This window comes from Streptomyces canus (assembly GCF_030816965.1).
Lineage (GTDB): Bacteria > Actinomycetota > Actinomycetes > Streptomycetales > Streptomycetaceae > Streptomyces > Streptomyces canus_E.
In genome coordinates this window covers 635,027-658,109 of record NZ_JAUSYQ010000002.1, presented here as the reverse complement: position 1 = coordinate 658,109, position 23,083 = coordinate 635,027, and the positions used below count along the sequence as shown (strand labels likewise).

27 protein-coding genes and 1 pseudogene are annotated in these 23,083 nt (G+C 70.4%); 11 read left to right on the top strand and 17 right to left on the bottom strand.

Features of this window, described 5'->3' with window-relative positions; translation table 11 throughout:
• Positions 1-24 precede the first annotated feature (24 nt).
• Complete coding sequence (mgrA, locus tag QF027_RS03980; protein WP_307072645.1) at positions 25-1,020, top strand: L-glyceraldehyde 3-phosphate reductase; 996 nt, start codon at positions 25-27, stop codon at positions 1,018-1,020.
• 74 nt (positions 1,021-1,094) lie between these two features.
• On the opposite strand, the gene QF027_RS03975 is transcribed toward mgrA, so the two are convergent.
• Positions 1,095-1,379 (bottom strand): DUF1905 domain-containing protein, encoded by a 285-nt coding sequence (locus tag QF027_RS03975; protein WP_306986012.1) that lies wholly within the window; start codon positions 1,377-1,379, stop codon positions 1,095-1,097.
• Positions 1,380-1,450: 71 nt separating this feature from the next.
• Complete coding sequence (locus QF027_RS03970) at positions 1,451-1,834, bottom strand: nuclear transport factor 2 family protein (RefSeq protein ID WP_306986015.1); 384 nt, start codon at positions 1,832-1,834, stop codon at positions 1,451-1,453.
• A 333-nt stretch (positions 1,835-2,167) separates the two neighbouring features.
• Here QF027_RS03970 and QF027_RS03965 point away from each other — a divergent pair, with 333 nt between their 5' ends.
• From QF027_RS03965 to QF027_RS03950, 4 genes are all read left to right on the top strand, one after another.
• On the top strand, positions 2,168-2,578 hold the full coding sequence (locus QF027_RS03965; protein WP_306986018.1) for a hypothetical protein: 411 nt from the start codon (positions 2,168-2,170) through the stop codon (positions 2,576-2,578).
• A 79-nt stretch (positions 2,579-2,657) separates the two neighbouring features.
• The gene (locus QF027_RS03960) at positions 2,658-4,991 is read left to right on the top strand and encodes an FHA domain-containing protein (RefSeq protein WP_307072643.1); all 2,334 of its coding nucleotides are present in this window, start codon (positions 2,658-2,660) and stop codon (positions 4,989-4,991) included.
• Positions 4,992-4,998: 7 nt separating this feature from the next.
• The gene (locus QF027_RS03955; protein ID WP_306986022.1) at positions 4,999-5,532 is read left to right on the top strand and encodes a hypothetical protein; all 534 of its coding nucleotides are present in this window, start codon (positions 4,999-5,001) and stop codon (positions 5,530-5,532) included.
• Entirely contained in the window at positions 5,522-6,499 is a 978-nt protein-coding gene (locus tag QF027_RS03950) for a serine/threonine-protein kinase (protein WP_307072641.1), read from the top strand. Before QF027_RS03955 ends, QF027_RS03950 begins: the two co-directional genes overlap by 11 nt.
• On the opposite strand, the gene QF027_RS03945 is transcribed toward QF027_RS03950, so the two are convergent.
• The 5 genes from QF027_RS03945 to QF027_RS03925 all read right to left on the bottom strand — a co-directional run bounded on the left by QF027_RS03945 (position 6,500) and on the right by QF027_RS03925 (position 9,290).
• A complete protein-coding gene (locus QF027_RS03945; protein ID WP_307072640.1) occupies positions 6,500-6,913 on the bottom strand; it encodes a nuclear transport factor 2 family protein in 414 nt (137 codons plus the stop codon).
• Between the two features lie 252 nt (positions 6,914-7,165).
• The gene (locus QF027_RS03940) at positions 7,166-7,549 is read right to left on the bottom strand and encodes a hypothetical protein (RefSeq protein WP_307072638.1); all 384 of its coding nucleotides are present in this window, start codon (positions 7,547-7,549) and stop codon (positions 7,166-7,168) included.
• Between the two features lie 109 nt (positions 7,550-7,658).
• Positions 7,659-7,946, bottom strand: a complete 288-nt coding sequence (locus QF027_RS03935; protein WP_307072636.1) for a hypothetical protein — start codon at positions 7,944-7,946, stop codon at positions 7,659-7,661.
• The gene (locus QF027_RS03930) at positions 7,861-8,583 is read right to left on the bottom strand and encodes a Tn3 family transposase (RefSeq protein ID WP_307072634.1); all 723 of its coding nucleotides are present in this window, start codon (positions 8,581-8,583) and stop codon (positions 7,861-7,863) included. The genes QF027_RS03935 and QF027_RS03930 overlap by 86 nt, the downstream gene beginning before the upstream one ends.
• A gap of 218 nt (positions 8,584-8,801) precedes the next feature.
• A complete protein-coding gene (locus QF027_RS03925) occupies positions 8,802-9,290 on the bottom strand; it encodes a MarR family winged helix-turn-helix transcriptional regulator (RefSeq protein ID WP_307072631.1) in 489 nt (162 codons plus the stop codon).
• A 64-nt stretch (positions 9,291-9,354) separates the two neighbouring features.
• Here QF027_RS03925 and QF027_RS03920 point away from each other — a divergent pair, with 64 nt between their 5' ends.
• Entirely contained in the window at positions 9,355-9,735 is a 381-nt protein-coding gene (locus QF027_RS03920) for a tautomerase family protein (protein ID WP_307072629.1), read from the top strand.
• Positions 9,736-9,780: 45 nt separating this feature from the next.
• Here QF027_RS03920 and QF027_RS03915 read toward each other — a convergent pair.
• Positions 9,781-10,029 (bottom strand): annotated as a pseudogene (locus QF027_RS03915) (ATP-binding protein); the annotation flags it as partial.
• Positions 10,030-10,332: 303 nt separating this feature from the next.
• Complete coding sequence (locus QF027_RS03910) at positions 10,333-11,622, bottom strand: streptophobe family protein (protein WP_307072627.1); 1,290 nt, start codon at positions 11,620-11,622, stop codon at positions 10,333-10,335.
• 174 nt (positions 11,623-11,796) lie between these two features.
• Between QF027_RS03910 and QF027_RS03905 the strand changes: the two genes are divergently transcribed.
• Together QF027_RS03905 and QF027_RS03900 are read left to right on the top strand one after the other, a co-directional pair.
• Positions 11,797-13,026, top strand: coding sequence for a DUF6777 domain-containing protein (locus tag QF027_RS03905; protein WP_307072624.1), 1,230 nt, complete (start codon positions 11,797-11,799; stop codon positions 13,024-13,026).
• Between the two features lie 87 nt (positions 13,027-13,113).
• The gene (locus QF027_RS03900; protein WP_307072622.1) at positions 13,114-13,572 is read left to right on the top strand and encodes an ATP-binding protein; all 459 of its coding nucleotides are present in this window, start codon (positions 13,114-13,116) and stop codon (positions 13,570-13,572) included.
• Positions 13,573-13,638: 66 nt separating this feature from the next.
• On the opposite strand, the gene QF027_RS03895 is transcribed toward QF027_RS03900, so the two are convergent.
• Both QF027_RS03895 and QF027_RS03890 read right to left on the bottom strand, forming a co-directional pair.
• Positions 13,639-14,535, bottom strand: a complete 897-nt coding sequence (locus tag QF027_RS03895; protein ID WP_057611434.1) for an RNA polymerase sigma factor SigF — start codon at positions 14,533-14,535, stop codon at positions 13,639-13,641.
• 220 nt (positions 14,536-14,755) lie between these two features.
• Entirely contained in the window at positions 14,756-15,535 is a 780-nt protein-coding gene (locus tag QF027_RS03890) for a class I SAM-dependent methyltransferase (protein WP_307082270.1), read from the bottom strand.
• Between the two features lie 88 nt (positions 15,536-15,623).
• On the opposite strand from QF027_RS03890, the gene QF027_RS03885 reads away from it, so the two are divergent.
• Positions 15,624-16,052, top strand: coding sequence for a helix-turn-helix domain-containing protein (locus QF027_RS03885; protein WP_307072620.1), 429 nt, complete (start codon positions 15,624-15,626; stop codon positions 16,050-16,052).
• A gap of 18 nt (positions 16,053-16,070) precedes the next feature.
• On the opposite strand, the gene QF027_RS03880 is transcribed toward QF027_RS03885, so the two are convergent.
• From QF027_RS03880 to QF027_RS03870, 3 genes are all read right to left on the bottom strand, one after another.
• Complete coding sequence (locus tag QF027_RS03880) at positions 16,071-16,673, bottom strand: ClpP family protease (protein WP_306986045.1); 603 nt, start codon at positions 16,671-16,673, stop codon at positions 16,071-16,073.
• A gap of 1 nt (position 16,674) precedes the next feature.
• Positions 16,675-17,298, bottom strand: coding sequence for a ClpP family protease (locus tag QF027_RS03875; RefSeq protein WP_307072618.1), 624 nt, complete (start codon positions 17,296-17,298; stop codon positions 16,675-16,677).
• Positions 17,299-17,419: 121 nt separating this feature from the next.
• Positions 17,420-18,631 (bottom strand): epoxide hydrolase family protein, encoded by a 1,212-nt coding sequence (locus QF027_RS03870; RefSeq protein WP_306986051.1) that lies wholly within the window; start codon positions 18,629-18,631, stop codon positions 17,420-17,422.
• Positions 18,632-18,755: 124 nt separating this feature from the next.
• On the opposite strand from QF027_RS03870, the gene QF027_RS03865 reads away from it, so the two are divergent.
• Positions 18,756-19,238: a VOC family protein gene (locus tag QF027_RS03865; RefSeq protein ID WP_306986054.1), complete on the top strand. Its 483-nt coding sequence runs from the start codon at positions 18,756-18,758 to the stop codon at positions 19,236-19,238.
• A 28-nt stretch (positions 19,239-19,266) separates the two neighbouring features.
• On the opposite strand, the gene QF027_RS03860 is transcribed toward QF027_RS03865, so the two are convergent.
• Both QF027_RS03860 and QF027_RS03855 read right to left on the bottom strand, forming a co-directional pair.
• Positions 19,267-20,166, bottom strand: a complete 900-nt coding sequence (locus QF027_RS03860) for an SGNH/GDSL hydrolase family protein (RefSeq protein WP_307072616.1) — start codon at positions 20,164-20,166, stop codon at positions 19,267-19,269.
• A 160-nt stretch (positions 20,167-20,326) separates the two neighbouring features.
• A complete protein-coding gene (locus tag QF027_RS03855) occupies positions 20,327-21,334 on the bottom strand; it encodes a zinc-binding alcohol dehydrogenase family protein (protein WP_307082268.1) in 1,008 nt (335 codons plus the stop codon).
• A gap of 139 nt (positions 21,335-21,473) precedes the next feature.
• On the opposite strand from QF027_RS03855, the gene QF027_RS03850 reads away from it, so the two are divergent.
• On the top strand, positions 21,474-22,274 hold the full coding sequence (locus QF027_RS03850; RefSeq protein WP_307072615.1) for a VOC family protein: 801 nt from the start codon (positions 21,474-21,476) through the stop codon (positions 22,272-22,274).
• Here the strand turns inward: QF027_RS03850 and QF027_RS03845 are convergent.
• On the bottom strand, positions 22,271-23,071 hold the full coding sequence (locus tag QF027_RS03845; RefSeq protein ID WP_307072613.1) for a class I SAM-dependent methyltransferase: 801 nt from the start codon (positions 23,069-23,071) through the stop codon (positions 22,271-22,273). The genes QF027_RS03850 and QF027_RS03845 overlap by 4 nt on opposite strands.
• Positions 23,072-23,083 lie beyond the last annotated feature (12 nt).

The following is a 23,083-nucleotide window of genomic DNA, read 5'->3' as shown; positions in this document are numbered from 1 at the left end:
GTGCCAACCCCCTCTGGAGTCGCGTTGTACACCGCACACCCCGACCGCTACGCGGAGATGCCCTACCGGCGCACCGGACGCAGCGGCCTGAAGCTTCCCGCGATCTCGCTCGGCCTGTGGCACAACTTCGGCCCGGCGGACCGTACCGTCGAGACCCAGCGGGCCATCCTGCGCCGCGCCTTCGACCTCGGCGTCACCCACTTCGACCTCGCCAACAACTACGGCCCGCCGCCCGGCGCGGCCGAGTCCGCCTTCGGTGAGGCGCTCAAGGCCGACCTCGCGGCCTACCGCGACGAGCTGATCATCTCCACCAAGGCCGGATACCTGATGTGGGCCGGCCCGTACGGCGAGTGGGGTTCCCGCAAGTACCTGCTGTCCTCGCTGGACCAGAGCCTCACCCGGATGGGCCTGGACTACGTCGACATCTTCTACTCGCACCGGCCCGACCCGGAGACTCCCCTGGAGGAGACGATGGGCGCCCTGCACACCGCGGTCCAGCAGGGCAAGGCGCTCTACGTCGGCATCTCGAACTACTCGGCCGAGCAGACCCGCGAGGCCGCCCGCATCCTCGGCGAGCTGGGCACCCCGCTCCTCATCCACCAGCCGCGCTACTCGATGCTGGACCGCCGCCCCGAGGACGGCGGCCTGCTGGACGCGCTGGACGAACTCCAGGTCGGCTCCATCGTCTTCTCGCCGCTGGAGCAGGGCCTGCTGACCGGCCGCTACCTCGACGGCATCCCCGAGGACTCGCGAGCCGCGAGCGACAGCCCCTTCCTGAACTCGGACGCGGTCACCGAGGACCTGGTGCAGCAGCTCCGCGAGCTCAACGACATCGCCAAGGGCCGCGGCCAGACCCTCGCCCAGCTGGCCCTGGCCTGGGTTCTGCGCGGCGGCCGCGTCACCTCCGCCCTCGTCGGCGCCAGCAGCCCGAAGCAGATCGAGGACAGTGTGGGCACGATCGCCAACCTGGACTTCGACGCGGAGGAACTGGCGAGGATCGACGCGATCGTCAAGGCGTGACCGAAGCAGCCGTCATGGCCGCGCGAGGCCGGCTTGCGTACAAGTACCTCGCGATCTCCGTGGGGGAGGCCTGATCAGCCGGTTCGCTCCTCGATCCGCACGGTGACCGTGTCCCCGGCCTCCTTCCCGATGGCCTTCCGCACGTCGGCCTTCACGGGCAGCATGTGGGTGCCGTCCCCGAGCGCCATGAAGGAGCTCTGGAAGGGGTGTCCGTCGATCGTCCCGCGGACCTTCACCAGTCCGCGGGTGCCGAAGAACTCGACGGAGGCGGGCCAGTGGACACAGGTCCAGCTGCCCTTCTCCGGTTTCCTGCTGAGGACCGCGGTGAATTCCGCGTCCGCTTCTCCGGTAGTGGCCATGAGGTCCTCCCTCGCCGGTGGCTTCTCTCCAAGAGACCACCGGCGAGGGGAGAACTCATCGCGGCCGTCGCTCACACCCCGTCCGGAACCCGGTCGAGAAATCCGAGCACGCTCCTGATCCGGCCGTCACCGGCCAGCGTGATCACGTCGGAGCCGGCGACGGGCGCCGAACCGTCGACCTCACTCACGAGCTCCCAGGAGAACCGCGCCGTGTCGTGATGCCCGTCGACGACGCCGGTGAGACGGAACGCGAAACCGGGGAACTGCTCGTGGGCCGCCGCGATGACCCCGGCGATCTGCTCGTGGCCGACCACGTCGGCGAGCGGGTCGGAGTATCCGCCGCCCACCGACCAGGCGGCCGCCACGGCTTTCGTACGTGTCTTCGGCTCCCTGGCGTTCCAGGCTTCGAAGTAGCGGCTGACGGCGTTCTCGTAACGATCTGTGTGCGCGGGCATGGGGGATCAGCCTCCGTCGAGGTCGTCTGTGCTGGTGGGACCTGCTACCGCAACCCTGCCCGTGACCCTCGGAACCGTCGATTACTTCCCGGGTCATGACGTTTGAGCGTGTACCCGTCAGATTTCGGCCAGGAGGGCGGGTGAATATGCCAGGAGACTGGCCAAAAAGATGTGGTGACAGTGTTTCAGTAGTGAACATACTCGACTGACAGGTCCTTCACGTCGAGCGAAGTGTCCGTCACGTACAGCAGTGAGAACCGCATACCGCACATGAGCCGTACCGAAAGCGAGGGCCCTGCCGACAGGCGAACGGAGCAAGCGGGGGAGTGGATCGTGCACGACGAATTCCTGTGCCATGTCACGGGGTACGGCATCTGCGACGGGCGGCGCATCGGCGTACCTCTCGGAACCTATCGCGCACCCACCCTCGCCCTCGCCCTGTGGTGGTTACGCGACCGGGCCTCGTGGATCGCCGACCGATTAGACCCCCAGCCCGAGGCCGAGTACTTCCCGGCGGGCGCCCTCGCCCCCGTCGCCGGCAACGTGCTCGACGTGCCCGCCGTCATGCGGGCCTGGTGTGCCGACCTGTACCAACAGGATCTGGTCGCCGACGAGTTGGCGGCCGGCCGGCTGGTCCGGATCGCCGCCAGTGATGACACCACCGAGTACGAACTGCTCGCCGAGTCCGTGGACGCGGTGAGAATGCACCGGATGGCCTCGGCGCTGTTCACGCCGGTCGCCTGAGCCGGGCCGACGCCCCTTGTGCGCGGCGTCCGATCCGCGCCACCGGGCGGCAAAAGGTGTGAATCGGTAGAATTCTTGTATGGCGGAGCGGCCGGTCGCACCGACGGCGCCCGAGCTCGTCCTGGAGACCGACACCGGCTCCACGGTGATGAGCCCGGGCCACGACTACCACGTGGGGCGGGACCCGTTGAGCGACATCGTCATCGACGATGCCCGGGTCTCGTGGCACCACGCGGTGCTGCGACCCGAGGCCGACCACTGGACCCTCGAGGACGAGAACAGCACCAACGGCACCTACGCCGACGGCCGGCGCGTCCGCGAGTGGAACGTCGGCCCCGGCAGCGTGATCCACTTCGGCAGCCCCGCCGACGGCCCCTGCGCGGTCCTGCTGGGCCGCCTCGCCCCCGAGCGCCCTTCCGCCGTGTCGATGCCGGGTCTGACCGGCACCTTCCGGCGGCCCACCGCCGTACGCCCGCTGCCCACCCGCACGGTCCGTATCGGCCGCGCCGACGACAACGACCTCGTCATCGACGACCTGGTCGTCTCCCGCCACCACGCCGAGCTGCGCGCCCTGCCCGACGACAGCTACGAGATCGCCGACCTCGGCAGCCACAACGGCACCTATCTCAACGGCCGGCCCGTCACGGGCGCCGCCATCGGCCCCGGTGACATCGTAGGCATCGGCCACTCGGCGTTCTGCCTGGTGGGCGACACGCTCCAGGAGTACGTCGACACCGGCGACGTCTCCCTCGAGGTCCAGGAGCTCACGGTCGCCGTCGACCGCGGCCGCAAGACCCTGCTCGACCACGTGTCCTTCCCGGTGGGGGAGAAGTGCCTGCTCGCGGTCGTCGGCCCGAGCGGCGCCGGGAAGTCCACCCTCCTGAACGCCCTCACCGGACAGCGCCCCGCCGACCACGGCACCGTCCTCTACGACGGCCGCGACCTCTACCGCGACTACGCCGAGCTGCGCCAGCGCATCGGCCTGGTCCCGCAGGACGACATCCTGCACGCCCAGCTCACCGTCCGCAGCGCCCTGTCCTACGCCGCCGAACTGCGCTTCCCGCAGGACACCGCCAAGGCCGAGCGCCGGGCCCGGGTCGACGAGGTCATCCGGGAGCTCGGCCTGGAGCAGCGAGCCGCCCAACCCGTGCACAGCCTGTCCGGCGGCCAGCGCAAGCGGGTCAGCGTGGCCCTGGAGCTGCTGACCAAGCCCTCCCTGCTCTTCCTCGACGAACCGACCTCCGGCCTCGACCCCGGCATGGACCGCTCGGTGATGCACATGCTGCGCGGCCTCGCCGACGACGGCCGCACGGTCATCGTCGTCACCCACAGCGTCCTGAGCCTCGATGTCTGCGACCGCCTCCTCGTCCTGGCTCCCGGAGGGAAGATCGCCTACTACGGCCCGCCCGAGGACGCCCTCGCCTACTTCGGCTTCGCGCAGTGGCCCGAGGCGTTCGAGGCCTTCGAGAGGGACCAGGACCGCGACTGGGCGGGTGACTTCCGCCTCTCGTCCTTCCAGCACCAGTACGTCACCGAGGCCACCGCACAGCCCCGGATGCCCCGCTCCGAGCCGGTCATCATCGCGCCCCCGCCGAGACCCCGCAGCCGCGGCGCTCAGCTCGGCACCCTGATCCGCCGCTACAGCGCCGCTCTCGGCGCCGACCGCACCTTCCTCGCGATCATGATCGCCCTGCCGTTCGTCATGGGTGCCATGGCCCGGGCCCTCGCGGGCAGTCAACTCACCCGCGACACCGCGATGAACGCCCTGCTCATCCTGTGCGTCGGAGGCGTCCTCACCGGCGCTGCGAACGCCGTGCGCGAGCTGGTCAAGGAGCGGGTCATCTACCAGCGCGAACGAGCCGTCGGCCTGTCCAGATCGGCGTACCTGATGTCCAAGGTCGTCGTGCTGGGCACGATCACCGTCGTGCAGGCGGTGCTCCTGACCCTGGTCGCCCTCCTCGGGGTCGACCTCAACGCGCCCGGTGGCGAAGGCGTGTTGATGCCGCCCCTTGCCGAGATCACGATCGCTGTCGCCCTTCTGGCGTTCACGGCGATGATGCTCGGTCTGCTCGTGTCCGCGCTGGTGCGCAAGGAGGAGGTGACGATGCCGCTGCTCGTGCTGCTCGCCATCGTCCAGGTCGTCTTCTGCGGGGCCCTGCTGAAGCTCGACGGTGTGCCCGGCCTGGAACAGCTGTCCTGGCTGGTGCCCTCACGCTGGGCGCTCGGAGCGATGGCCGGCACGATCGGCCTCGCCCGGCTCGTGCCGGGCGACCTCACCGGCGATCCGTTGTTCAAGCACTCGGCGGGCGTGTGGCTGCTGAACATCGGCATGCTCGTCGTCCTCTCCGTGCTCTTCGGCTACGTCGTCTCCCGGCTGCTGCGCCGCCACGAACCCGCGGTCATGCGGAAGTAGGCCGCCGATGACGACCCCCGGCTTCCGGCCCACTCACGTCGTTCCCGGCCAGGGCATGCCCGCCTGGGACGCCCCCGACCCGGCCCGCCCCACCGTCCCCCTCGACCCGCTCCTGCCCGTCCAGCTCGTGGAGCGACGCGGCGACTGGGCCCACGTCCTGTGCGCCAACGGCTGGTCGGCCTGGGTCGACGGCCGCCACCTGGTCGCCGTACCCCAGGATCCCCCCGCCCCCGACAGCCCGCTCACCCGCGCCGCCGACCCACGCCCCCTGCTCGCTCGCGCCGACGAGACCCTCGCCCGCTACCGGGCCGCTGTCGAGGAGCTGGCGGGCGGCGGCCTCGACGGGGAGGCGTTCCGTGGCCGCACACGGGGACTGCGGATCGGGGTGGTCGTCGACGGCGAGCACATGTGGCTGTACGACGCCCAGCACGGACGCTGGGTGTACGCGGACGGGACCCGGCTGAACACCTACGCCACCGATGACGGGCCACAAGCGGGCGGACACGCCCCGACCCAGGTCGTGACGCGCGATGGCACATGAGACCAGCCTCTTCTCCGGCAGCCCCTCCGAACTGGTCGGCAGACAGGTCGCGAGCTACCGCATCGAGCGGGAGATCGGCCGCGGTGGCATGGCCGTCGTCTTCCGGGCCAGGGACCTGCGCCTGGACCGCACGGTGGCGCTGAAGCTGCTGGCCCCGGAACTGGCCCGCAACGACACCTTCCGCAACCGTTTCAGCCATGAGTCCCGGGTGGCCGCCGCGATCGACCACCCGCACATCGTCCCCGTCTTCGAGGCGGGCGAGACGGACGGCGTCCTGTACATCGCCATGCGGTACGTCGCCGGCAGCGACCTGCGTCATCTCCTGGACGGCCAGGGCCCGTTGCCCCTGCCGACCGCCTTGCGGATCGCCGCCCAGATCGCCTCCGCGCTCGACGCGGCCCACGAGCACGGGCTTGTCCACCGGGACGTGAAACCCGGCAACATCCTGGTCGCCCGCGGCACCGACAGCGACCACCCCGAGCACACCTACCTCACCGACTTCGGCCTCACGAAGAAGTCCCTGTCGCTGACCGGGTTCACGACGGTCGGCCAGTTCGTCGGCACCCTCGACTACGTGGCGCCCGAGCAGATCTCTGGCCGCCCGGTCGACGGCCGCTGCGACGTCTACAGCTTCGCCTGCGTGGTCTACGAGTCCCTCACGGGCCACCCGCCCTTCCGCCGCGACGACGACATGGCCCTGCTGTGGGCCCACCAGTACGACGCCCCGCCCGCCCTCTCCGAGTCCCGCCCCGGCCTCCCCGCACCACTCGACGCCGTGTTCGCCAAGGCTCTCGCCAAGGCGCCCGACGACCGCCACGACTCCTGCCTGGCCTTCGTCGCGGCCCTCCGCTCGGCGGCGACGGGCGCTCACTCGCCGACGGAGGTCGCCCTGCCGACCGCAGAACCGCAGGAAACCCGACCGAAGCCCCCGCCGCGCTGGGCGGAGCCGGTGGTCCGGGGGCGGTAGTCAGCCCTGGCCCAGCCCGTTCAACGGCAGCTTCCGCGCCAGCACCCTGCGGTGGCTGATCCGCCACTGCGCACCGACGCGGATCACAGTGTCCTCGTACGTGACCGAACCGCACGAGCCGTCCGCCATGACGCCGAGGCCCTTGGAACGTGCGTGGACCCGGTCGCCGGTGATCTCCTCGACGCACACGTTGGTGATGTGGTGCGCCACGGGATTTCCGGCACCCAGAGCCAGGGCCGCCTCCTTGACCGCGACGAGCCCGGTGAGTTCACCCTGGCCGAAGTCGGACAGGTCGTAGACGACATCCGCGGTGAAGACCTCGTGCATCCGGTCCAGCGCCCCGGCGTCCACCAGATGTCCGTGCAACGCGATCAACTCGGTTACCGCAAGGCGGTCTTCGAGAGCCAACGTCATGCGGTGCCCCTTCCTCGGCTGAGCGCACCCTGCCACGCCCCGCGTCACGTGTCGACCTCGGAGTCCTAGCCCAGGCACCAGCCGCAAAGTAGCGGGTGTCACGCGCTCGCCGGCGTGGCGGCCCTCTCGTCGTGCTCGCGCAGCATCCGCATGACGGTGGCAGGTGAGGGGAGGGGGTGATCAGGCTGTGCGTCAGCGGCGCGGTTGCTGTGTCCGGTGGGGCGCGGCTGCTCGGGGCGGTTTTGCTGCGGGTCAGGGCGTGGTGTTGCGCGGGTCTGCGGTGATGGACAGGGCGGCCAGGACCGCGGTGCCGAGCATGATGCCCAGTGCCCAGTGCCCAGTGCCCAGTGCCCAGGTCGCGGCGGTGGCGTAGCCGTGCACCGTGGCGTCCCGGAGGACGTCTGCGCCGTGGTGGTCGGCCAGGTAGGTGCCGGTGGCGCTGGCTGCGATGGTGTTGAGCAGTGCGGTGCCGATGGAGGAGCCCGTTTGCTGGGCGGTGTTGACGGTCGCGGAGGCGATACCGGCGTCGTGGGGAGCGACTCCGCTGGTGGCCGTCGCGACGGCGGGGTGCTGCCGCAGCCGCTCGGGATACGGGCCGTACTCGCCGATCGGCAGGACGGCCCGATGAACTCCCACTCTGCATCCTTCAGTTGCACTCGCGTCACGCAAGAAGGCCTACCGGCCCAGACTCGCCGTGAGGGCGAAATCTGGGATTGCCACCGTCCGCTGTCGAGTCGAACCGGGCTCAGCCGAGACCACGATGGGCGGCCCACAACGCCCCGGCACGGCTGGCAGCCTCGGAGACCAGGGCCGCCAGCTCGGGTTTGTCGGGGACGGAGAACGAGACGTATGCGCCCCGACCACCACCGACTGGTCTGCCATAGGCCTTCACGGCTAGGTGACCGTCCGGGAGAAGCCGGACGTTGAGTGTGGTCAGCGTGAACGCTTCACCGCGTCGGGTGTCCGTCCAGCGGAGCGCCTGCGGTATCACGACATTGATCGCCAGAGCGCTTACTTCCAGGTCGCTGCTCATGGACGGATGATCTCACGCGAGTCACCGCAGGCGGCCGCCACCGCCCACGCAGCAGGTAGTTGATCACGACTCGATACGCGCCCTGGTACCGCAGTGGCGGTGCTCCGCCCGTCCTGGTCGACAACCTGGCCTCGATTCTGTTGGTTGAAGGACCTTGATGCCGACAGAGTCCGCCGCAGCACGAGGGCCGGGCACGGCGACGGCCGGCCCCAGGTCGAGGCGCTTGTCCATGTCCAGGCGGAAGGTGCCGTACGGGTTGACGTTGGACCGGAACAGCGCGGTCAGGCCGCGCCGGTCCTCGTCGGTCAGCTTCTTGGCCCAGGCCGGTGCGGCCAGAACTGCTGCGCCAGCAGGGTGTTGACGTGTATGAGCGCGGACCGGAGCAGGTGCAGGGCGAGCATGCTGCTCTCGGCGTGCTCCTTGTCGGGCCGGTCAGGGCGCCGTCCTTGCCGTAGTGGAGCACGGTGTTCGCGCTGTTCCAGTTCTCGACGACCTGGAGCCCGCCGTGGATCTCCCGGCGCAGACCGGGGCTGGCGAGGTAGTCGCAGGCGAAGACCGTGCGCACGGCCCGTCCGAGTTCTTCGAGGGCCTGGTAGGTGGGGTGTTCGGGGCCGCCGCGGGTGAAGCACCGCAGCACTTGCTCCGCCTCGGCCGTGCCGAGGCGGAGCGCGGTGGTACTTGACCATCTGGTCGTACTGCTGCTCGATCAGTTCCCAGCTGGCTTCGTTGGCGAGAAGCAGCAGCGTTTGTCAGGTGGTTCGGGCAACGGTCAGCGATCTCGAGGCGGGAAAATCTTGGTGAGAAGCGAGAGCGGCTGTGGCTGCAGGCCGCGCTATGCCGACTTCGCCAAGCCCGCTAACGCGGCTGCGCGTTCCGATGCTGGTCACCCGCCTGCTCCAAGGCGGTTTCGTAGGCGTGCAGGGCGGTGATGACTGTGGCGCGTTCCGCGGGGTCGAGACCGTGCATGACGCATTCCCAGGCAGAGGCGCTGCCGGCAAGCCATTCGCTGATTGGTGCGGCGTAGGCGGGGGCGATGGCGATGATGCGGCGGCGGCGGTCGGCGGGATCGGCAGTGCGCTGCAGGACGCCCGGCCGTGACAGCTCGCTGACCATGAGGCTGACGGTCGTCGGGGCCACCTCCAGCCGGGCGGCCAGCTCGTTGATGCTGGTGGGACCGTCGTACTCCAGGTGCGCCAGCAGCGCGAGATGTCGCGGTGCCAGGTCCAGGCCTTGGAGTGCAGGAGGTATGGGCAGGCGCTTGGCCCGGCCGACGAGCCGTGGCATGAGCAACAGCAGGGTGCGGACGGCCTCATGGACGGCTGGACCGTCCGATTCCGTGGACATCAGCGACCTCTTCCAGATACCTTTAAGAACAAAGGCTTTGGATTCAAAGGGAACGAGGCCCACTATGCCGCATCTGACCGTCCACCTTCCAGAGAACAGGCTGACCGGCAACGAACCCATGCTCGTCGCCGCACTGACCGACGCCATCGTCGACGTCTATGGGGAATGGGCCCGTGATCTCGTAAGCATCCGCCTGGCCGGAGTCCCCGCAGGCCGTTTCGCGCAGGGTGGCAAGGCCGTGGACACAAACGTCTCGGTGATCTTGGGTGTCCGCGCCGGCGTCTTCGACCGTCCCGATGCCGCCCAGATCACCGCGCGCCTCGGCACCGCGCTCACCGACGCGATCACGCGCGTCGTCGGCGATGACCTCCGCACCGGCACCATGGTCGAACTTGTGGCGTCACCGCCAGAACGCACCTTCGTCGGCGGCGAGCTCACCGTGTGACCTATCTGGGCCACCTCACGACCTGCTCTTTTCGAAAGGAGGTAGTCAGACGACTGCTTGCTGTTCGGCTCGGGCTCGGGTGGTGGCGAGGCGGTAGGAGCCGGTGCCGGTTTCGATGATGTTGCCGCCGAAGGTGAGGCGGTCGACGATGGCCGCGCAGAGTCGGGGGTCGGTGAAGGTCTTGGTCCAGCCGCTGAAGGACTCGTTGGAGGCGATGGCGACGCTGTTTTTCTCCTCGCGTTCGGTCAGGACCTGGAAGAGGAGTTCGGCGCCGCGGCGGTCGAGTTCCATGTGTTGGGTCGGGGACGCCCGCCGAACCGGACGTGCCCGTTGGCCGAGCATCCGGCTCTCCACGTGATCCGTTGGATCAGGCGAGGTATGCGCTGACCTGGCCGACGAAGGCCACATCGTCGTGGTTCGTCCGGCGGAAGCGTGCTCCGTCGGGATCGACCTCGTCGATGTTGTAAGGCGTGCTGATCTGCGCTCCACGAAACGTGTATCGCTGGACCCGCCGCGGCCGGCGGGACGACGACGCCCAGGACGGGGAAACGGGGCTCGTCCGGCTACCCGAGACCTACTTTGCGGCTGGTGTCTGAGCTAGGACTCCGGGGCCGTGTCGGCCGGTTTGATCGCTCCTTTGCGCCGCACCGGCCGCGCCAGCAGCGCGCCGAGGAAACCAGTGACCAGACCCCACAGGGCGCCGAGGCCGACCGCCGTCCAGAGCTCCGGCTCGAGGAACAGCTTTCCCCCCAGGCCGCCTCCGAGGTCGCCGATGCCGAGCACCGACAGTCCGTAGTGGGCGGAGATCCGGCCCACGAGGCAGATCATGAGAACCGTCAGGGCGAGGGCGACCGCCCCGTGCACGGCGTGCCGCCAGGCGTGGACCCGGGCGGGTGAGCGGGCCGCCATCAGGAACGCCACGGCCAGCAGCAGGACCGCGTCGACGACCACCAGCCACCAGACCCGGCCGTCGTGCCCGGCGAGTGTCCGCAGATCGAGCGTGGTGGTGTCCTTGGAGCGCAGCACCTCGTCCAGGACGTGCGGCATGGGCAGTCCGAAGGGCCCTTCCACCCGGCCGTTCCAGGTGGCGCCGAGCCCGATGGTCAGGGTGAGCCAGACCAGGTTCGGCATGCCCAGCAGGATCACCGCGAGCGTCTCGGGCGCATGGCCGCGCGTCACGGCGACGACCAGGGCGATGAGGGTGCCGAGGACGACGTGGGCGAGCAGCAGGACGACCATGGCGTGTGCGGCCGGCCGTACCGACTCCTGGAACGGCAGCAGCCGACCGGGCAGCGGAGCCCGGGCCGACACCAGCAGGGCCAGCACCAGTACGCCGGCCATCCACAGCAGGCCGAACAGAAGGGTCTGCGGCACGTCCGTGGTGAAACCGACCTCGGGGGAGACACCGAAGAGATCCCCCAGGTCGCTCAGCGTGTCGTCGCCGAGGGAGAGCTTGAACGTCTGGCGGGCCGCGTAGGCCGGGGCGAGGAGCGCAGGCAGCCACAGGACGGCGATCCGGGCGGCCCATCCGGCGAGCTCCCGGCCGCCCGCGACCGCCCGGTGCCGCAGCGGACGCAGAAAACCCGTACCGAGCACCAGCGCACCGGTCAGAGTGACGGAGAGGGGGATCACGGTGAGCCCGGCCCGGGTGTCGGCGAGCCCTCCCGCGCTTCCCGACAACGTGATCGTGCCGCCGACGGCGGTGACGACGGTCGCCGCGACGACCCGGAAGAACGCGTGGTCCGGAAGGTCGGCCGCACCCGCCGCCCACAGCCCCAGCGCGGCCACCACCCCCATGGCGCCCAGCGCGACCAGTACCGTGGCCACGGCCTGCGCCCAGCCGTGGCGAGCGACGACTGCCTGGTGAAAGGGGGGTGGCGGGCTCACCCTGCCACGCTAAGCAGCCCCGGCACGGGGCGCCCGCCGGGAGGCCCGTCCGCGTCCGCTTGCGAGCGGCACAGGGCGGGAGCAGAGAATAGGTACGTAACATGAAAATGCGGCTGAAACGGGTCAAGCGCATCGCGCGCCGCAGGAATCCCGAGTCGGGAAGAAGAAGAGCTCGTGAGCGTCGAACCTCCGTTGCCAGGCCGCCCCACGGGGCCGCCCTCCGGCCCGCTCTCGGGCCCCTCGCAGCCGCCTTCGGGTCCGCCCTCGCAGCCTCCGGGCAGCAGCGGCGGGGCATCCGCGCCCGAACCCCGCCGCCCCTGGTGGAGGTTGGCGCCCCGGGTCGCACTGATCGCCACCGCGGTGGTCGCCGCCGTGGTCCTCGCGGTCGTCTTCACCCGCTCCGGCGGCGGCTCCCCCTCGGCCGGCGGCGGCGAGGTCTTCCTCCAGGCCGCCGCCAAGACGGGCCCCGACCCCTTCACCGAGTCCACCGCGAAGGACAGCTCCGCCCCGCCCGTCTCCGCGTCCCCGACGGACACCTCCGAGGCCGCGAACGCCGTACGCGGAGTCGACGGCGGCGCCCCCGGTCTCTACGGCGGCACCCGCAACGTCTCCAGCTGCGACGTCGAGAAGCAGGTCAAGGCCCTCCATGCGGATCCTTCGAAGAACAGGGCATTCGCCACGGTCGTCGGCGTCCAGCCCACCGAGGTCCCGGCGTACCTGCGCTCGCTCACACCCCTCCAGCTGCGCATGGACACCCGCGTCACCAACCACGGCTACCGCGACGGCGCCCCCACCAGCTACCAGGCCGTCCTCCAGGCCGGCACCGCCGTCCTCGTCGACTCCCACGGCGTGCCCCGCACACGCTGCGCCTGCGGCAACCCGCTGACACCGCCGGTCGCCCAGCAGACCACGCCGAAGCGCACCGGCGACACCTGGCCGTCGTACCGCCCCTCGAACGTGGTCGTGGTCGCGCCCTCCACGACGGTCATCAACATCTTCGTGATCTACGACCCCGACCATCACGACTGGATCGCCCGGCATCGCGGCGACACCGGGGGCAAGGACCACAAGACCCACCCGCCGACCAGGCCCTCCCCGTCGGTCAGCGCATCCACGCTGTCCCCGCCGACGACCCCGACCTCTCCGTCGCCCTGCGTCTCCACCTCCAAGGGAGCCACCGGAACCCCCTCCGGATCGGCGACGCCCTGCCCGCCGACCTCGACCGCCCCGTCCTCGCCGGCCCCGAAGACGCCCTCGTCGCGGCCGTCCACCAGCGAATCCTCGGGTGATGAGTCCGTCACACCCGACTCCTCGGCACCGCAGCCGCCCCTCGCCTCCGACACCACGCCCGGCACCACACAGTCGGCGTCCCTGTCCAGCGGTCCGGTCTCCTGGGAGATGTGACGCGTCACCTGGACTGCGGCGCGCGGCTCGGGGTACGAGCACTGGTGCAGCAGCGTCCGGCCAGTCCGGCTTCCGAGAGAGAAACGCATGATCGAGCACCTGGACGGGGCAGTGATACCGACTGGTTTCGACGTGCCCGTGGAACCCCTGAGGCAGACGGCGCACTACACCGGGGAGCCGGGAAGTATCGCCGAGGCGCGGTCGTTCGCCGCGGACTTCCTCGGCAGGCTCAGAACCGAGTGGTGTGCCGCCATCGGAGACCGCACGCAGGAGGAGGTCCTCCTCGTGGTGAGCGAACTCGTCACCAACGCCGACCGGCACAGCAACGGGCCGTACATCCTCGAGCTGGAGGGCACCGACGCCACGGTCGCCGTCACGGTCTACGACAGCAGCGCCACCCTGCCCCGCAGGTTCCCGCGGGATCCTGAGCGCGTGGGCCGGCACGGCCTGGAGATCGTGCACGTCCTGGCGCGCGAGGTCGCGGCCGAACGCGTACCGGTAGGCAAGCGGGTGAGGGCCGTACTGGGCTTCGGCGGCAAGGAATGAGCACGCCCGGTCGTACGGCGGGTGCCGTCCACGGACGGCACCCGCTTCTTTCGCTGTCCGCGTGCGTCAGGCGCAGCCCAGCTCGCCCAGCATGCCCTCGCGCAGCCGTGTGATGATCCGCTTGATCAGCCGGGACACATGCATCTGCGAGCAGCCGAGCCGCTCACCGATCTCCGACTGGGTGGCCTCCTCCACGAACCGCATGTGGATGATCTGCCGGTCGCGGTCGCTGAGCTCGGCCATCAGCGGGGCGAGTGACTGGAAGTCCTCGACGAGCCGCAGCCCGTCCTCCTCCACGCCGATGAAGTCGGCGAGCACCGCTTCGCCGCCCTCGGGGCCGTCGCCGGTCAGGGCCGCGTCCAGGGACGAGGAGTTGTAGCCGTTCGAGGCGATCTGCGCCTCGATCACCTCGTTCTCGGAGATGTTCATCAGGGTGGCGAGTTCGGCCACCGACGGGTCCCGGTCCAGACGGCTGGCGAGCTCCTCGCGCGCCTTGGCCAGCTCGACGCGCAGCTCCTGCAGGCGCCGGGGGACGTGCACCGCCCAGGTGGTGTCACGGAAGAAGCGCTTGATCTCGCCGACGATGTAGGGCAGCGCGAACGACGTGAACTCGACCTCGCGGGACACCTCGAACCGGTCGATCGCCTTGATCAGGCCGATCATGCCGGTCTGGACGATGTCCTCCATGTCGTCCCCGCGGCCCCGGAACCTTCCGGCAGCGAAGCGTACGAGCGACATGTTCATCTCAATGAGGGTGTTGCGCGCGTACTGGTACTCGTGCGTCCCCTCCTCGAGCTCGGTCAGACGGTGGAAGAACTGACGGGACAGCTCCCGCGCGTCCCGCGGTGCGACGGCCCGCGGTTCCTCGACTCCCGGCAGCGGTGTCTCACCCGTCCTGGTCCCGCTGGCGTGCTCGGTGACCTGTGCCTCCGAACGGTTCACGGCGGTGACGACGGTATGCATTACCTCTCCCACGAAAGTCACGGCTCGACGTCTGCCTCTTCGGCCTCGGTTGTCTCGGGTCCTGCGATGGTGCGCGGCCTGTCGGGTACCCGGAACGCGACGACATATGCGTCCCCGGCCACCGGCCGACCAATTGCCCGCAGCTCCCTCACCTTGCGCGTACCCGAGGAGTGATGACACATGCCCCCTACGTGGCCCGGTGGCGCGAAATCGACGCTGCTCAGAGAGCGACCCGGGTCGTGACGATCAGTTCGTGGAGGTACCGCTTGGTGACACGGCCGCCGTGGCGCGTCTCGATCAGATCCCGGATACAGGCCAGGAGGCCCTCGCGGCGGGTGCTGTCGAGGGCCCGGTGGCCCGAGTAGGTCAGGAGCACGTCGATGTACTGGTCGGTGGTGTAGGTGATGTCCTGTTCGAAACGGGTCGCCGTGACGTCACCGAAGCGCGGACAGCTCTCGAACTCCTCCGTGTCCGAGGGGATCTCCGACGACGGCTGGAGCCGCAGCCCGGGCGGTGTGGCCGGATCCCAGCGTTCGTAGCAGTCCTGGGCCCGGGCGAAGAAGTCGACGGTGCCGCCCGCCACATGCTCGGTGACGACCACGGCGAGCTGCCCTCCCGGGCGCAGCGCATCCGCAGACTTCTCCACGCGGACGGCAGGGTCGAGCCAGTGCCAGGCGGTGGCACAGGCGACCAGGTCGAAGGGCTCGTCCGGCAGGGTCCAGCCCTCGAAGTCCGCGTGGCGCACCGCGACACGGGGGAATCCGGCCAGACGCCGCCGGGCCACCGCCGCCATCGCGTCGCCCAGTTCCACGGCGGTGATGTGACAGCCCGACTCGGCCAGGGCGCGGGTGAGTTGGCCGGTACCGGCACCCACCTCCAGGACACGGCTCCCAGGGCCGAGGCCCGCCACCCGGGCCAACTCCGAGACCAGAGCCGGCGGATAGCCCGGCCGCGCCCTGTCGTACAGCTCCGCCGCCTCGTTGAACGTGTCGCGCAGCACCGGTTCCCGCACTTTCCCGTCGGACGATTCCACCCAGGGCAGAATGCCGGACCCTTCCCATGGCTGCCACGGAATTTAGGCTGATCCGGTGAGCAACGAAGCGCCGAACCAAGCCCGCGTCATCCCCCTGCGCCCGCAGTCCGTGCGCCGGGGGACCGCCCGCCCAGTGTCCGAACGCCCCGCCACGACCCCCCCGGGGGAGCCCGCCGACAGGCAGGCCAGAGAACCCCTGTGGCGTGACCTCGTCGGAGACGTCCTGCGCCGCGAGCGTCTCGCCCAGGAACGCACGCTCAAGGACGTGGCCGACGCGGCCCGGATCTCGATGCCCTACCTCTCCGAGGTGGAGCGCGGTCGCAAGGAGGCCTCCTCGGAGGTCCTCGCGGCCGCCGCCCACGCCCTGGGCCTCGGCCTCGGCGATCTGCTCTCCCTGGCCCAGGGGGAGCTCACCCGGCACTCGGCCCGAAGCCGCCGTGCGGTGCCGGGATCGCCGTACAACGGGATGTGCCTGGCGGCCTGAGGCGGCGGGGCCGGTGTCTCAGACCGTCACGAGGCGCCGGCTCACCACCTCGTCGGCCAGCCCGTACTCCACGGCCTCCTCCGCGGTGAACACCTTGTCGCGGTCCATGTCCGCGCGCAGCGTCGCGATGTCGTGGCGGGTGTGGCGGGCCAGCACCTCCTCGACCTGGGAGCGGATCCGGACCATCTCCTTGGCCTGGAGCGTGAGATCGGAGATCATGCCGCGGCTGCCGCCGGAGGCGGGCTGGCCGAGCAGCACGCGTGCGTGCTCCAGCACGAGCCGTCGCCCGGGATCCCCTCCGGCCAGCAGGACGGCCGCGGTGGAGGCCGCCTGCCCCACGCAGAGCGTCGAGATCGGCGCCTGCACGTAGGTCATCGTGTCGTAGATCGCCATCAGCGAAGTGAACGATCCGCCCGGGGAGTTGATGTAGATCGAGATCTCGTTGTCCGGTGCCGCCGACTCCAGATGCAGCAGCTGCGCGATCACGACGTTGGCCACCCCGTCGTCGATCTCGGTGCCGAGGAAGATGATCCGCTCGGACAGCAGCCGGCTGAACACGTCGGAGGACCGCTCGCCGTGCGCGGTGCGCTCGACGACGTAAGGAATCGTGTAGTTCGCCATGTCACAGCCCCATCCGTCGCTTCGAGGCGGCCGGGCGGACGTCGGCGAGCGACTCCAGGACCCGGTCCACCATGCCGTACTCCCTGGCCTGCTCGGCCGTGAACCAGCGGTCGCGGTCGCCGTCCCGGGCGATCGTCTCCGAGGTCTGGCCCGTGTTCTCGGCGATGAGCCGCTCCATGGTCCGCTTGGTGTGCTCCAGGTTCTCCGCCTGGATCTCGATGTCGGCGGTGGTGCCGCCGATGCCCGCCGACCCCTGGTGCATCATGATCCGCGCGTTCGGCAGGGCGTAGCGCTTGCCGGGGGTGCCGCCGCAGAGCAGGAACTGGCCCATGCTGGCCGCGAAGCCCATGGCGAGCGTCGACACGTCGTTCGGGATGAGCCGCATCGTGTCGTAGATCGCGAGGCCCGCGTGCACCGAGCCGCCGGGGCTGTTGATGTACAGGCTGATGTCGGTGCGCGGGTCCTCCGCGGACAGGACCAGCAGCTGGGAGCAGACTCGGTTGGCGGAGACCTCGTCGACCTGGGTGCCCAGCAGCACGATGCGCTGGGCGAGGAGTTGGGCGGCCAGTTGGTCGTCGAAGCGGGTGGGAGGGGTGTCGCCCTCCTCGGCCCTGAGGGAAGTCATGGGCTGTCCTCGTGGTCGTAGGGATGCCGTCGGCTCCACTGTCGACCTCGGCCGATGCCCTGAAGCGGTTTCTCTGCCGGTGGCAGATTCGCCACCGGCAGAGCTCGGGGCCGGCGGGCGCTCAGTCCTTCTCGCGCAGCTGCCGGAAGAACGCCCGCACGTCGTCGACCAGCAGGTCCGGCTCCTCCATCGCCGCGAAGTGGCCGCCGCGGTCGAACTCGGTCCAGCGCACGAGGTTCTCGGTGCGTTCCGCCTTGTGCCGCAGCGGGATCTGGATCTCCGCCGGAAAGACGGCGACGGCGGTCGGGGCGGTCGACGGTTCGGTGGGCCGGGCGGCCCTCTCGCCGGTGGCGTGCGCCCGCTCGTAGTAGATCCGGGCGGCCGAACCGGCGGTCCCCGTCAGCCAGTACAGCATCACGTTGGTCAGCAGCCGGTCCCGGTCCACGGCCTCCTCGGGCAGCTCCGCGGAGTCGGTCCACTCCTGGAACTTCTCGACGATCCAGGCGAGTTGGCCGACCGGCGAGTCGGTGAGGGCGTAGGCGAGGGTCTGCGGCCGGGTGGAGTGCAGGACCGCGTACCCGGTGCCCTCCGCCGACCAGGCGCTCCACCGGCGCCAGGACTCCAGCGCGCGCTCCCGCTGCTCCGGTGCCAGGGGGGCGAGTTCCTCCTCGGTCGGTTCGTGCGTCGCTTGCGCGCCCGGCAGCAGATTGAGGTGAACGCCGATGACCCGCTCCGGGTGGGCGCGGCCCAGCTCCCGGGAGATCGCCGAGCCCCAGTCGCCGCCCTGCGCGCCGAACCGCTCATAGCCGAGCCGTGTCATCAGCTCGGCCCACGCGTCGGCGATCCGGCCCGCCTCCCAGCCCGTGTCGGCGGGCGGCCCGGACAGCCCGAAACCCGGAATGCTCGGTACGACGACATGGAAGGCGTCGGCCGGGTCGCCGCCGTGGGCCGCCGGATCGGTCAACGGGCCCACCACGTCCAGGAATTCGACGATCGAGCCCGGCCAGCCGTGCGTGATGACCAATGCGGTGGCGTCCGGCTCGGGGGAGCGGATGTGGGCGAAGTGCACGGTCGTCCCGTCGATGACGGTCGTGAACTGCGGCCACTCGTTCAGCCGTGCCTCGGCCGCGCGCCAGTCGTAGGAGTGCCGCCAGTGGTGCGCGAGCTCGCGCAGATAGCCGGCCGGCACCCCGTACGCCCAGCCGGTGGCCGAGAGGTCGTCGGGCCAGCGGGTGCGGTCGAGCCGGTCGTGGAGGTCGTCGAGGTCACTCTGCGGAATGTCGAGGCGGAAGGCCCGGACGAGGTCCGTGTGCTCTGTGGGCGCAGACGTCATGCCCGGAGGCTAGCTCGCACCGGTGTATCGGCCACCTGGATTAACCGACCGTCCGACCGATGAGTTCCGCGGCGAGGATCGGTCGACACAGATGACGGACGTTCCCACTGCGCAGGAGGTACGCATGACCACCGACGGTTTCACCACGTGTCTCTGGTTCGACGGCCAGGCGGAGGAGGCCGCCCACTACTACGTCTCCGTCTTCAAGAACTCCAGCATCGGCGAGATCGCCCGCTATCCGGAGGGCGCGCCCCAGCCCGCCGGCAGCGTGCTGACCGTCGAGTTCACGGCCAACGGCCACCGGTTCCTCGCGCTGAACGGCGGCCCCGAGTTCAAGTTCACCGAGGCGGTCTCCTTCATGATCTTCTGCGAGAACCAGGAGGAGATCGACTACTACTGGACCAAACTCACCGAGGGCGGTGGCGAGCCCGGCCCCTGCGGCTGGCTGAAGGACAGGTACGGCCTGTCCTGGCAGGTGGTACCGGACCGGCTGCAGGCCATGGTCACCGACCCGGACCCGGCGAAATCGGCCCGTGTGATGAAGGCGTTCATGGCCATGAGCAAGTTCGACATCGCCGCTCTGGACAAGGCCTACGCGGGCGAGTGAGCGTTCCTCGAACGCTCTCGGACCGTCCTCAGGGCGAACCGATCACCCGCGTGATCTCCCGGGCGATCCGCAGGATGCCGGGGGAGCGGGCCGGGCAGGGCCTGGGCGTGGACGTCGTGGGCGCCAGACAGAAGTGCAGATAGTCCTTGTCGAGGTGCAGGGCGGTGCGGTCGCGGTCCGGCTGGGTGCAGTAGTCGGGATGCTCGTGCTCGTAGGAGGTGCACGGCAGGTACTGCACCCAGCTGTACCGGGACCCGGTGGGTGCCACCGTCGCGCCCGCGTCGGCGACGACGTCCCCGGAGGCGGCCGCCCGCTCCTCGTACAGCTCGTTCACGCGCCGGACCCGGTCGGGGGTGATCGGGTCCGGGCCCTGTGCCACCCACACGATCCGCGGCCGCCGCTCACCGCCCGCCGCCGCGATCTGGTCGGTCAGCCGGCGAAGGTCGGCCCGGTACCTGCCGAAGTACTTCTGCGGCGAGGCGGCATGGCTGATCCCGTCCATGCACCACGTGTAGCCCCACGCGTTGCCCCAGAACTGCAGCACCACGAAGTCCGGGTGCAGCGCGCGGACCAGCGCGGCCGCCTTGTCCCGGTCGGGCACCAGCGACTTCTTCCCGGTGCCCTCCAGGTAGTCGCACGGCGTGGTCCCCGAGTACGGCGCGCTCGTGTACGTCGCCCGCAGCTCCCGGCGCAGCTCCTGCCCGAGGACCTGCTGGGCCTCCATGGCGAGCGAGTCGCCGAGATACAGCACACGCGGGGCGACGACGGCCGCGGAGGGCCTCGGGGAGGACTGGGCGCGCTGATGCGTGGTGGCCGCACGGGAGACGTCCGGGGTCGGTGGCACCGTCTCCGGCCCGTCCGAGGGGTCGCTGCAGGCACCGAGCAGCAGCACTGCGGTCAGTACCCCCACGATCCACGATGTCCGCATGCGCGACTCCCGCCCCGGTCGCCGAAAAACGGTTCCCCAGGCAAGCACAGCCGAGCCCGAGGGGGAAGACACGCGGCGCGGTTCGGTCGCCGTCCGGTCCCGCCGACATCCTGCGGGCGACCGTGTGGCAGTCGGCGCATCACGAGTGCCCCCGTGCTCCTCAGGACAGGTCGTTCACCAGTACGGCCGCCCCGTCGAAGTGCCCCGCCTTCAGGTCCCGCAGCGCCCGGTCGGCCTCCGACAGCGGATACGTGTGCGTGGTCGCGTGCACGCCGTGCCGGGCGGCCAGGGTCAGGAACTCCCGGCCGTCCTCACGGGTGTTGGAGGTGACGCTGCGCACCTCCTTCTCGTAGAACAACTCGCTCTCGTGGTGCAGCGCAGGCACGTCGCTGAGGTGGATCCCGGCGATCGCCAGCACCCCGCCCCGGTCAAGGGCCCGCAGTGCCAGGGGGACGAGGTCACCCACCGGCGCGAAGAGGATCGCGCTGTCCAGCGGCTCGGGAGGCATCTCCCAGGAGTCCCGCGCCGAAGCGGCTCCCAGCTTCAGCGCCAGCTTCCGTGCGGCCGCACCACGGGTCAGGACGTGCACGGTGGCGCCCTCGGCCAGGGCCTCCTGTGCGCACAGATGGGCGCTGCCCCCGAAGCCGTAGAGTCCGAGGCGCCCGCCCGGCGGCAGCGAGGCCCGCCGCAGCGCCCGGTGGCCGATGATCCCCGCGCACAGCAGGGGAGCGAGCGACACGTCGTCGAGCCCGCCGGGCAGCCGGTAGGCGAAAGCGGCCGGTACGACCGTGTACTCCGCGTAGCCGCCGTCGGCGTCCCAGCCCGTGTACCGGGAGGCCGGGCACAGGTTCTCGGACCCGCGCACGCAGTACGCGCACGCGCCGTCGGTCCGCCGCAGCCAGGCCACCCCCACCCGTTCACCGACGTCGACGCCGCGCACCGCCGCTCCGAGCCCGGCCACCACGCCGACCACCTCGTGCCCCGGGGTCACCCCCGGCCGGTGCACCGGCAGCTCCCCCTCGGTGACGTGCAGATCGGTGCGGCACACTCCGCAGGCGCGCACGTGCACGAGAAGTTCGTCGTCACCCGGCTCCGGGACCGGCTGCGTGACGAACCGGAGACCGCCGTCCTCGACCGGTCCCGGAGCCGCCACCGACCACGCCCGCATTGTCATGGGAGTTCCCGCCCTCGGAGAGTGTCCTTTCTGTCCAGTCTGAAGCGGAATCGTCCGTTCGACGCGCGGTCGGGCGCACCCGTGACTAGCGTGTGGAGTCGGACCGACCACCGATTCGGGAAAGGCCGCGATCATGGCCGTACAACCTGAGGGAACCCCCTGTTGGGCCGATGCGATGTTCAGCGACGTCGAGGGGGCCAAGAGCTTCTACGGCGACGTCCTCGGCTGGACCTTCGGCGAGGCGGCGTCGGAGTTCGGCAACTACACGCAGGCTTACGCGGACGGGAAGGCCGTCGCCGCCGTCGTGCCGCCGATGCCCGGTCAGGAGGGCCATTCGCAGTGGTGCCTGTACCTCGCGTCGCGGGATGCCTCCGCCACCGCGGGCAAGATCCGTGACAACGGCGGCGAACTGCTCATGGAACCGATGCAGGTCGGCGACTTCGGCACGATGTGCCTGGCCCGCGACCCGAGCGGCGTCGTCTTCGGCGTGTGGCAGGCAGGCACCCACGAGGGCTTCGAGGCGCCGCCCGAGCAGACGGGGGCGTTCTGCTGGGCCGAGGTCTACACCCGCGAACCCGAGAAGTCCGACGCGTTCTTCCCCGCCGTCTTCGGCTACAGCGCCCGGCAGATGCAGGACGACGCCATCGACTTCCGTATGTTCAACCTCGGCGACAACACCGTCCTCGGTCGCATGAAGATGACGGACGACTTCCCGCCCGAGGTACCGGCGTACATCAACGTCTACTTCACCGTCGACAACTGCGACGACGCCGTCGCCCGCGCCACCAAGCTCGGCGGCGTCCTGCGCTTCGGGCCCATGGACTCCCCGTTCGGCCGGTTCGCCGCCCTCAGTGATCCGCAGGGCGCGAGCTTCTCGGTGATCGACGTGACGACGACCCAGGGCGACATGCCCCAGATCTCCGACGTGCCCTAGTCGCTGCGCACCGCCGTGACCACCACGGCGGTGTAGTGCATCGAGAAGCTCCCGCCCATCGCGTCGACGGCGTCGCCGAGACCGCTGAGCAGGGCGTCGAGCTGCTCGGCGGGCAACTGCCCGTGGCCGCCGAAGGTGGGTACCTGGTCCAGCCACTCCTCGCGGGTGTAGACCCGGTCCCACTCGAAGCGCCACTCCTCCGGCTCACCGAACGCGGCCGCCTTCCGGATCCCGGCGGCCGCGGTGGCGCAGACGCCCGCGTAGGCGTCCGGGCCGGTCATCCGGCGCCAGTCCATCGGCATGCCGGGCACGGCCCGGGCGTACGCCTCCGTGAACGCCTCGGCCACGTCGTTCGCGGGCTGGAAGGCGTTCCAGAAGAGGGCCAGCCGTCCGCCCGGCCGCAGCGCCCGGGCCGCCCGGTCCGCACCGGCTACGGGGTCGACCCAGTGCCAGACGGTCCCCGCCACGACCGCGTCGAAGTCGCGGCCCGCCGGGTCCCAGGCCTCGAACTTGGCGACTTCGACGTCGAGCCCCTTGCGACGCGCGAACGCGGCCATCCGGGCGTCGGGTTCCACCCCGAGCACCCGGCAGCCGTGCGCCCGGAACGCCAGCCCGGCGATGCCGGTGCCCGTGCCCACGTCCAGGACATGCCGGCCGGGACTCCCGGCAACGATCCGCTCCACCAGGGCGTCGGGATAACGGGGACGGGTCCGGTCATAGCGCTCGGCGTCCGAGCCGTACGACTCGGCGATGTCGCGCTGGATGTGCGGCTGCTGTTCCTCGGCTGGGGTGGGCATGCGCCCACTCTA

Coding starts and splice junctions, on each gene's coding strand:
- QF027_RS03975 (WP_306986012.1), bottom strand. CDS start 1,379: ATGGCCACTACCGGAGAAGCGGACGCGGAATTCACCGCGGTCCTCAGC.
- QF027_RS03970 (WP_306986015.1), bottom strand. CDS start 1,834: ATGCCCGCGCACACAGATCGTTACGAGAACGCCGTCAGCCGCTACTTC.
- QF027_RS03960 (WP_307072643.1), top strand. CDS start 2,658: ATGGCGGAGCGGCCGGTCGCACCGACGGCGCCCGAGCTCGTCCTGGAG.
- QF027_RS03955 (WP_306986022.1), top strand. CDS start 4,999: ATGACGACCCCCGGCTTCCGGCCCACTCACGTCGTTCCCGGCCAGGGC.
- QF027_RS03950 (WP_307072641.1), top strand. CDS start 5,522: ATGGCACATGAGACCAGCCTCTTCTCCGGCAGCCCCTCCGAACTGGTC.
- QF027_RS03945 (WP_307072640.1), bottom strand. CDS start 6,913: ATGACGTTGGCTCTCGAAGACCGCCTTGCGGTAACCGAGTTGATCGCG.
- QF027_RS03935 (WP_307072636.1), bottom strand. CDS start 7,946: ATGAGCAGCGACCTGGAAGTAAGCGCTCTGGCGATCAATGTCGTGATA.
- QF027_RS03925 (WP_307072631.1), bottom strand. CDS start 9,290: ATGTCCACGGAATCGGACGGTCCAGCCGTCCATGAGGCCGTCCGCACC.
- QF027_RS03920 (WP_307072629.1), top strand. CDS start 9,355: ATGCCGCATCTGACCGTCCACCTTCCAGAGAACAGGCTGACCGGCAAC.
- QF027_RS03900 (WP_307072622.1), top strand. CDS start 13,114: ATGATCGAGCACCTGGACGGGGCAGTGATACCGACTGGTTTCGACGTG.
- QF027_RS03895 (WP_057611434.1), bottom strand. CDS start 14,535: ATGCATACCGTCGTCACCGCCGTGAACCGTTCGGAGGCACAGGTCACC.
- QF027_RS03880 (WP_306986045.1), bottom strand. CDS start 16,673: ATGGCGAACTACACGATTCCTTACGTCGTCGAGCGCACCGCGCACGGC.
- QF027_RS03875 (WP_307072618.1), bottom strand. CDS start 17,298: ATGACTTCCCTCAGGGCCGAGGAGGGCGACACCCCTCCCACCCGCTTC.
- QF027_RS03870 (WP_306986051.1), bottom strand. CDS start 18,631: ATGACGTCTGCGCCCACAGAGCACACGGACCTCGTCCGGGCCTTCCGC.
- QF027_RS03865 (WP_306986054.1), top strand. CDS start 18,756: ATGACCACCGACGGTTTCACCACGTGTCTCTGGTTCGACGGCCAGGCG.
- QF027_RS03860 (WP_307072616.1), bottom strand. CDS start 20,166: ATGCGGACATCGTGGATCGTGGGGGTACTGACCGCAGTGCTGCTGCTC.
- QF027_RS03855 (WP_307082268.1), bottom strand. CDS start 21,334: ATGCGGGCGTGGTCGGTGGCGGCTCCGGGACCGGTCGAGGACGGCGGT.
- QF027_RS03850 (WP_307072615.1), top strand. CDS start 21,474: ATGGCCGTACAACCTGAGGGAACCCCCTGTTGGGCCGATGCGATGTTC.
- QF027_RS03845 (WP_307072613.1), bottom strand. CDS start 23,071: ATGCCCACCCCAGCCGAGGAACAGCAGCCGCACATCCAGCGCGACATC.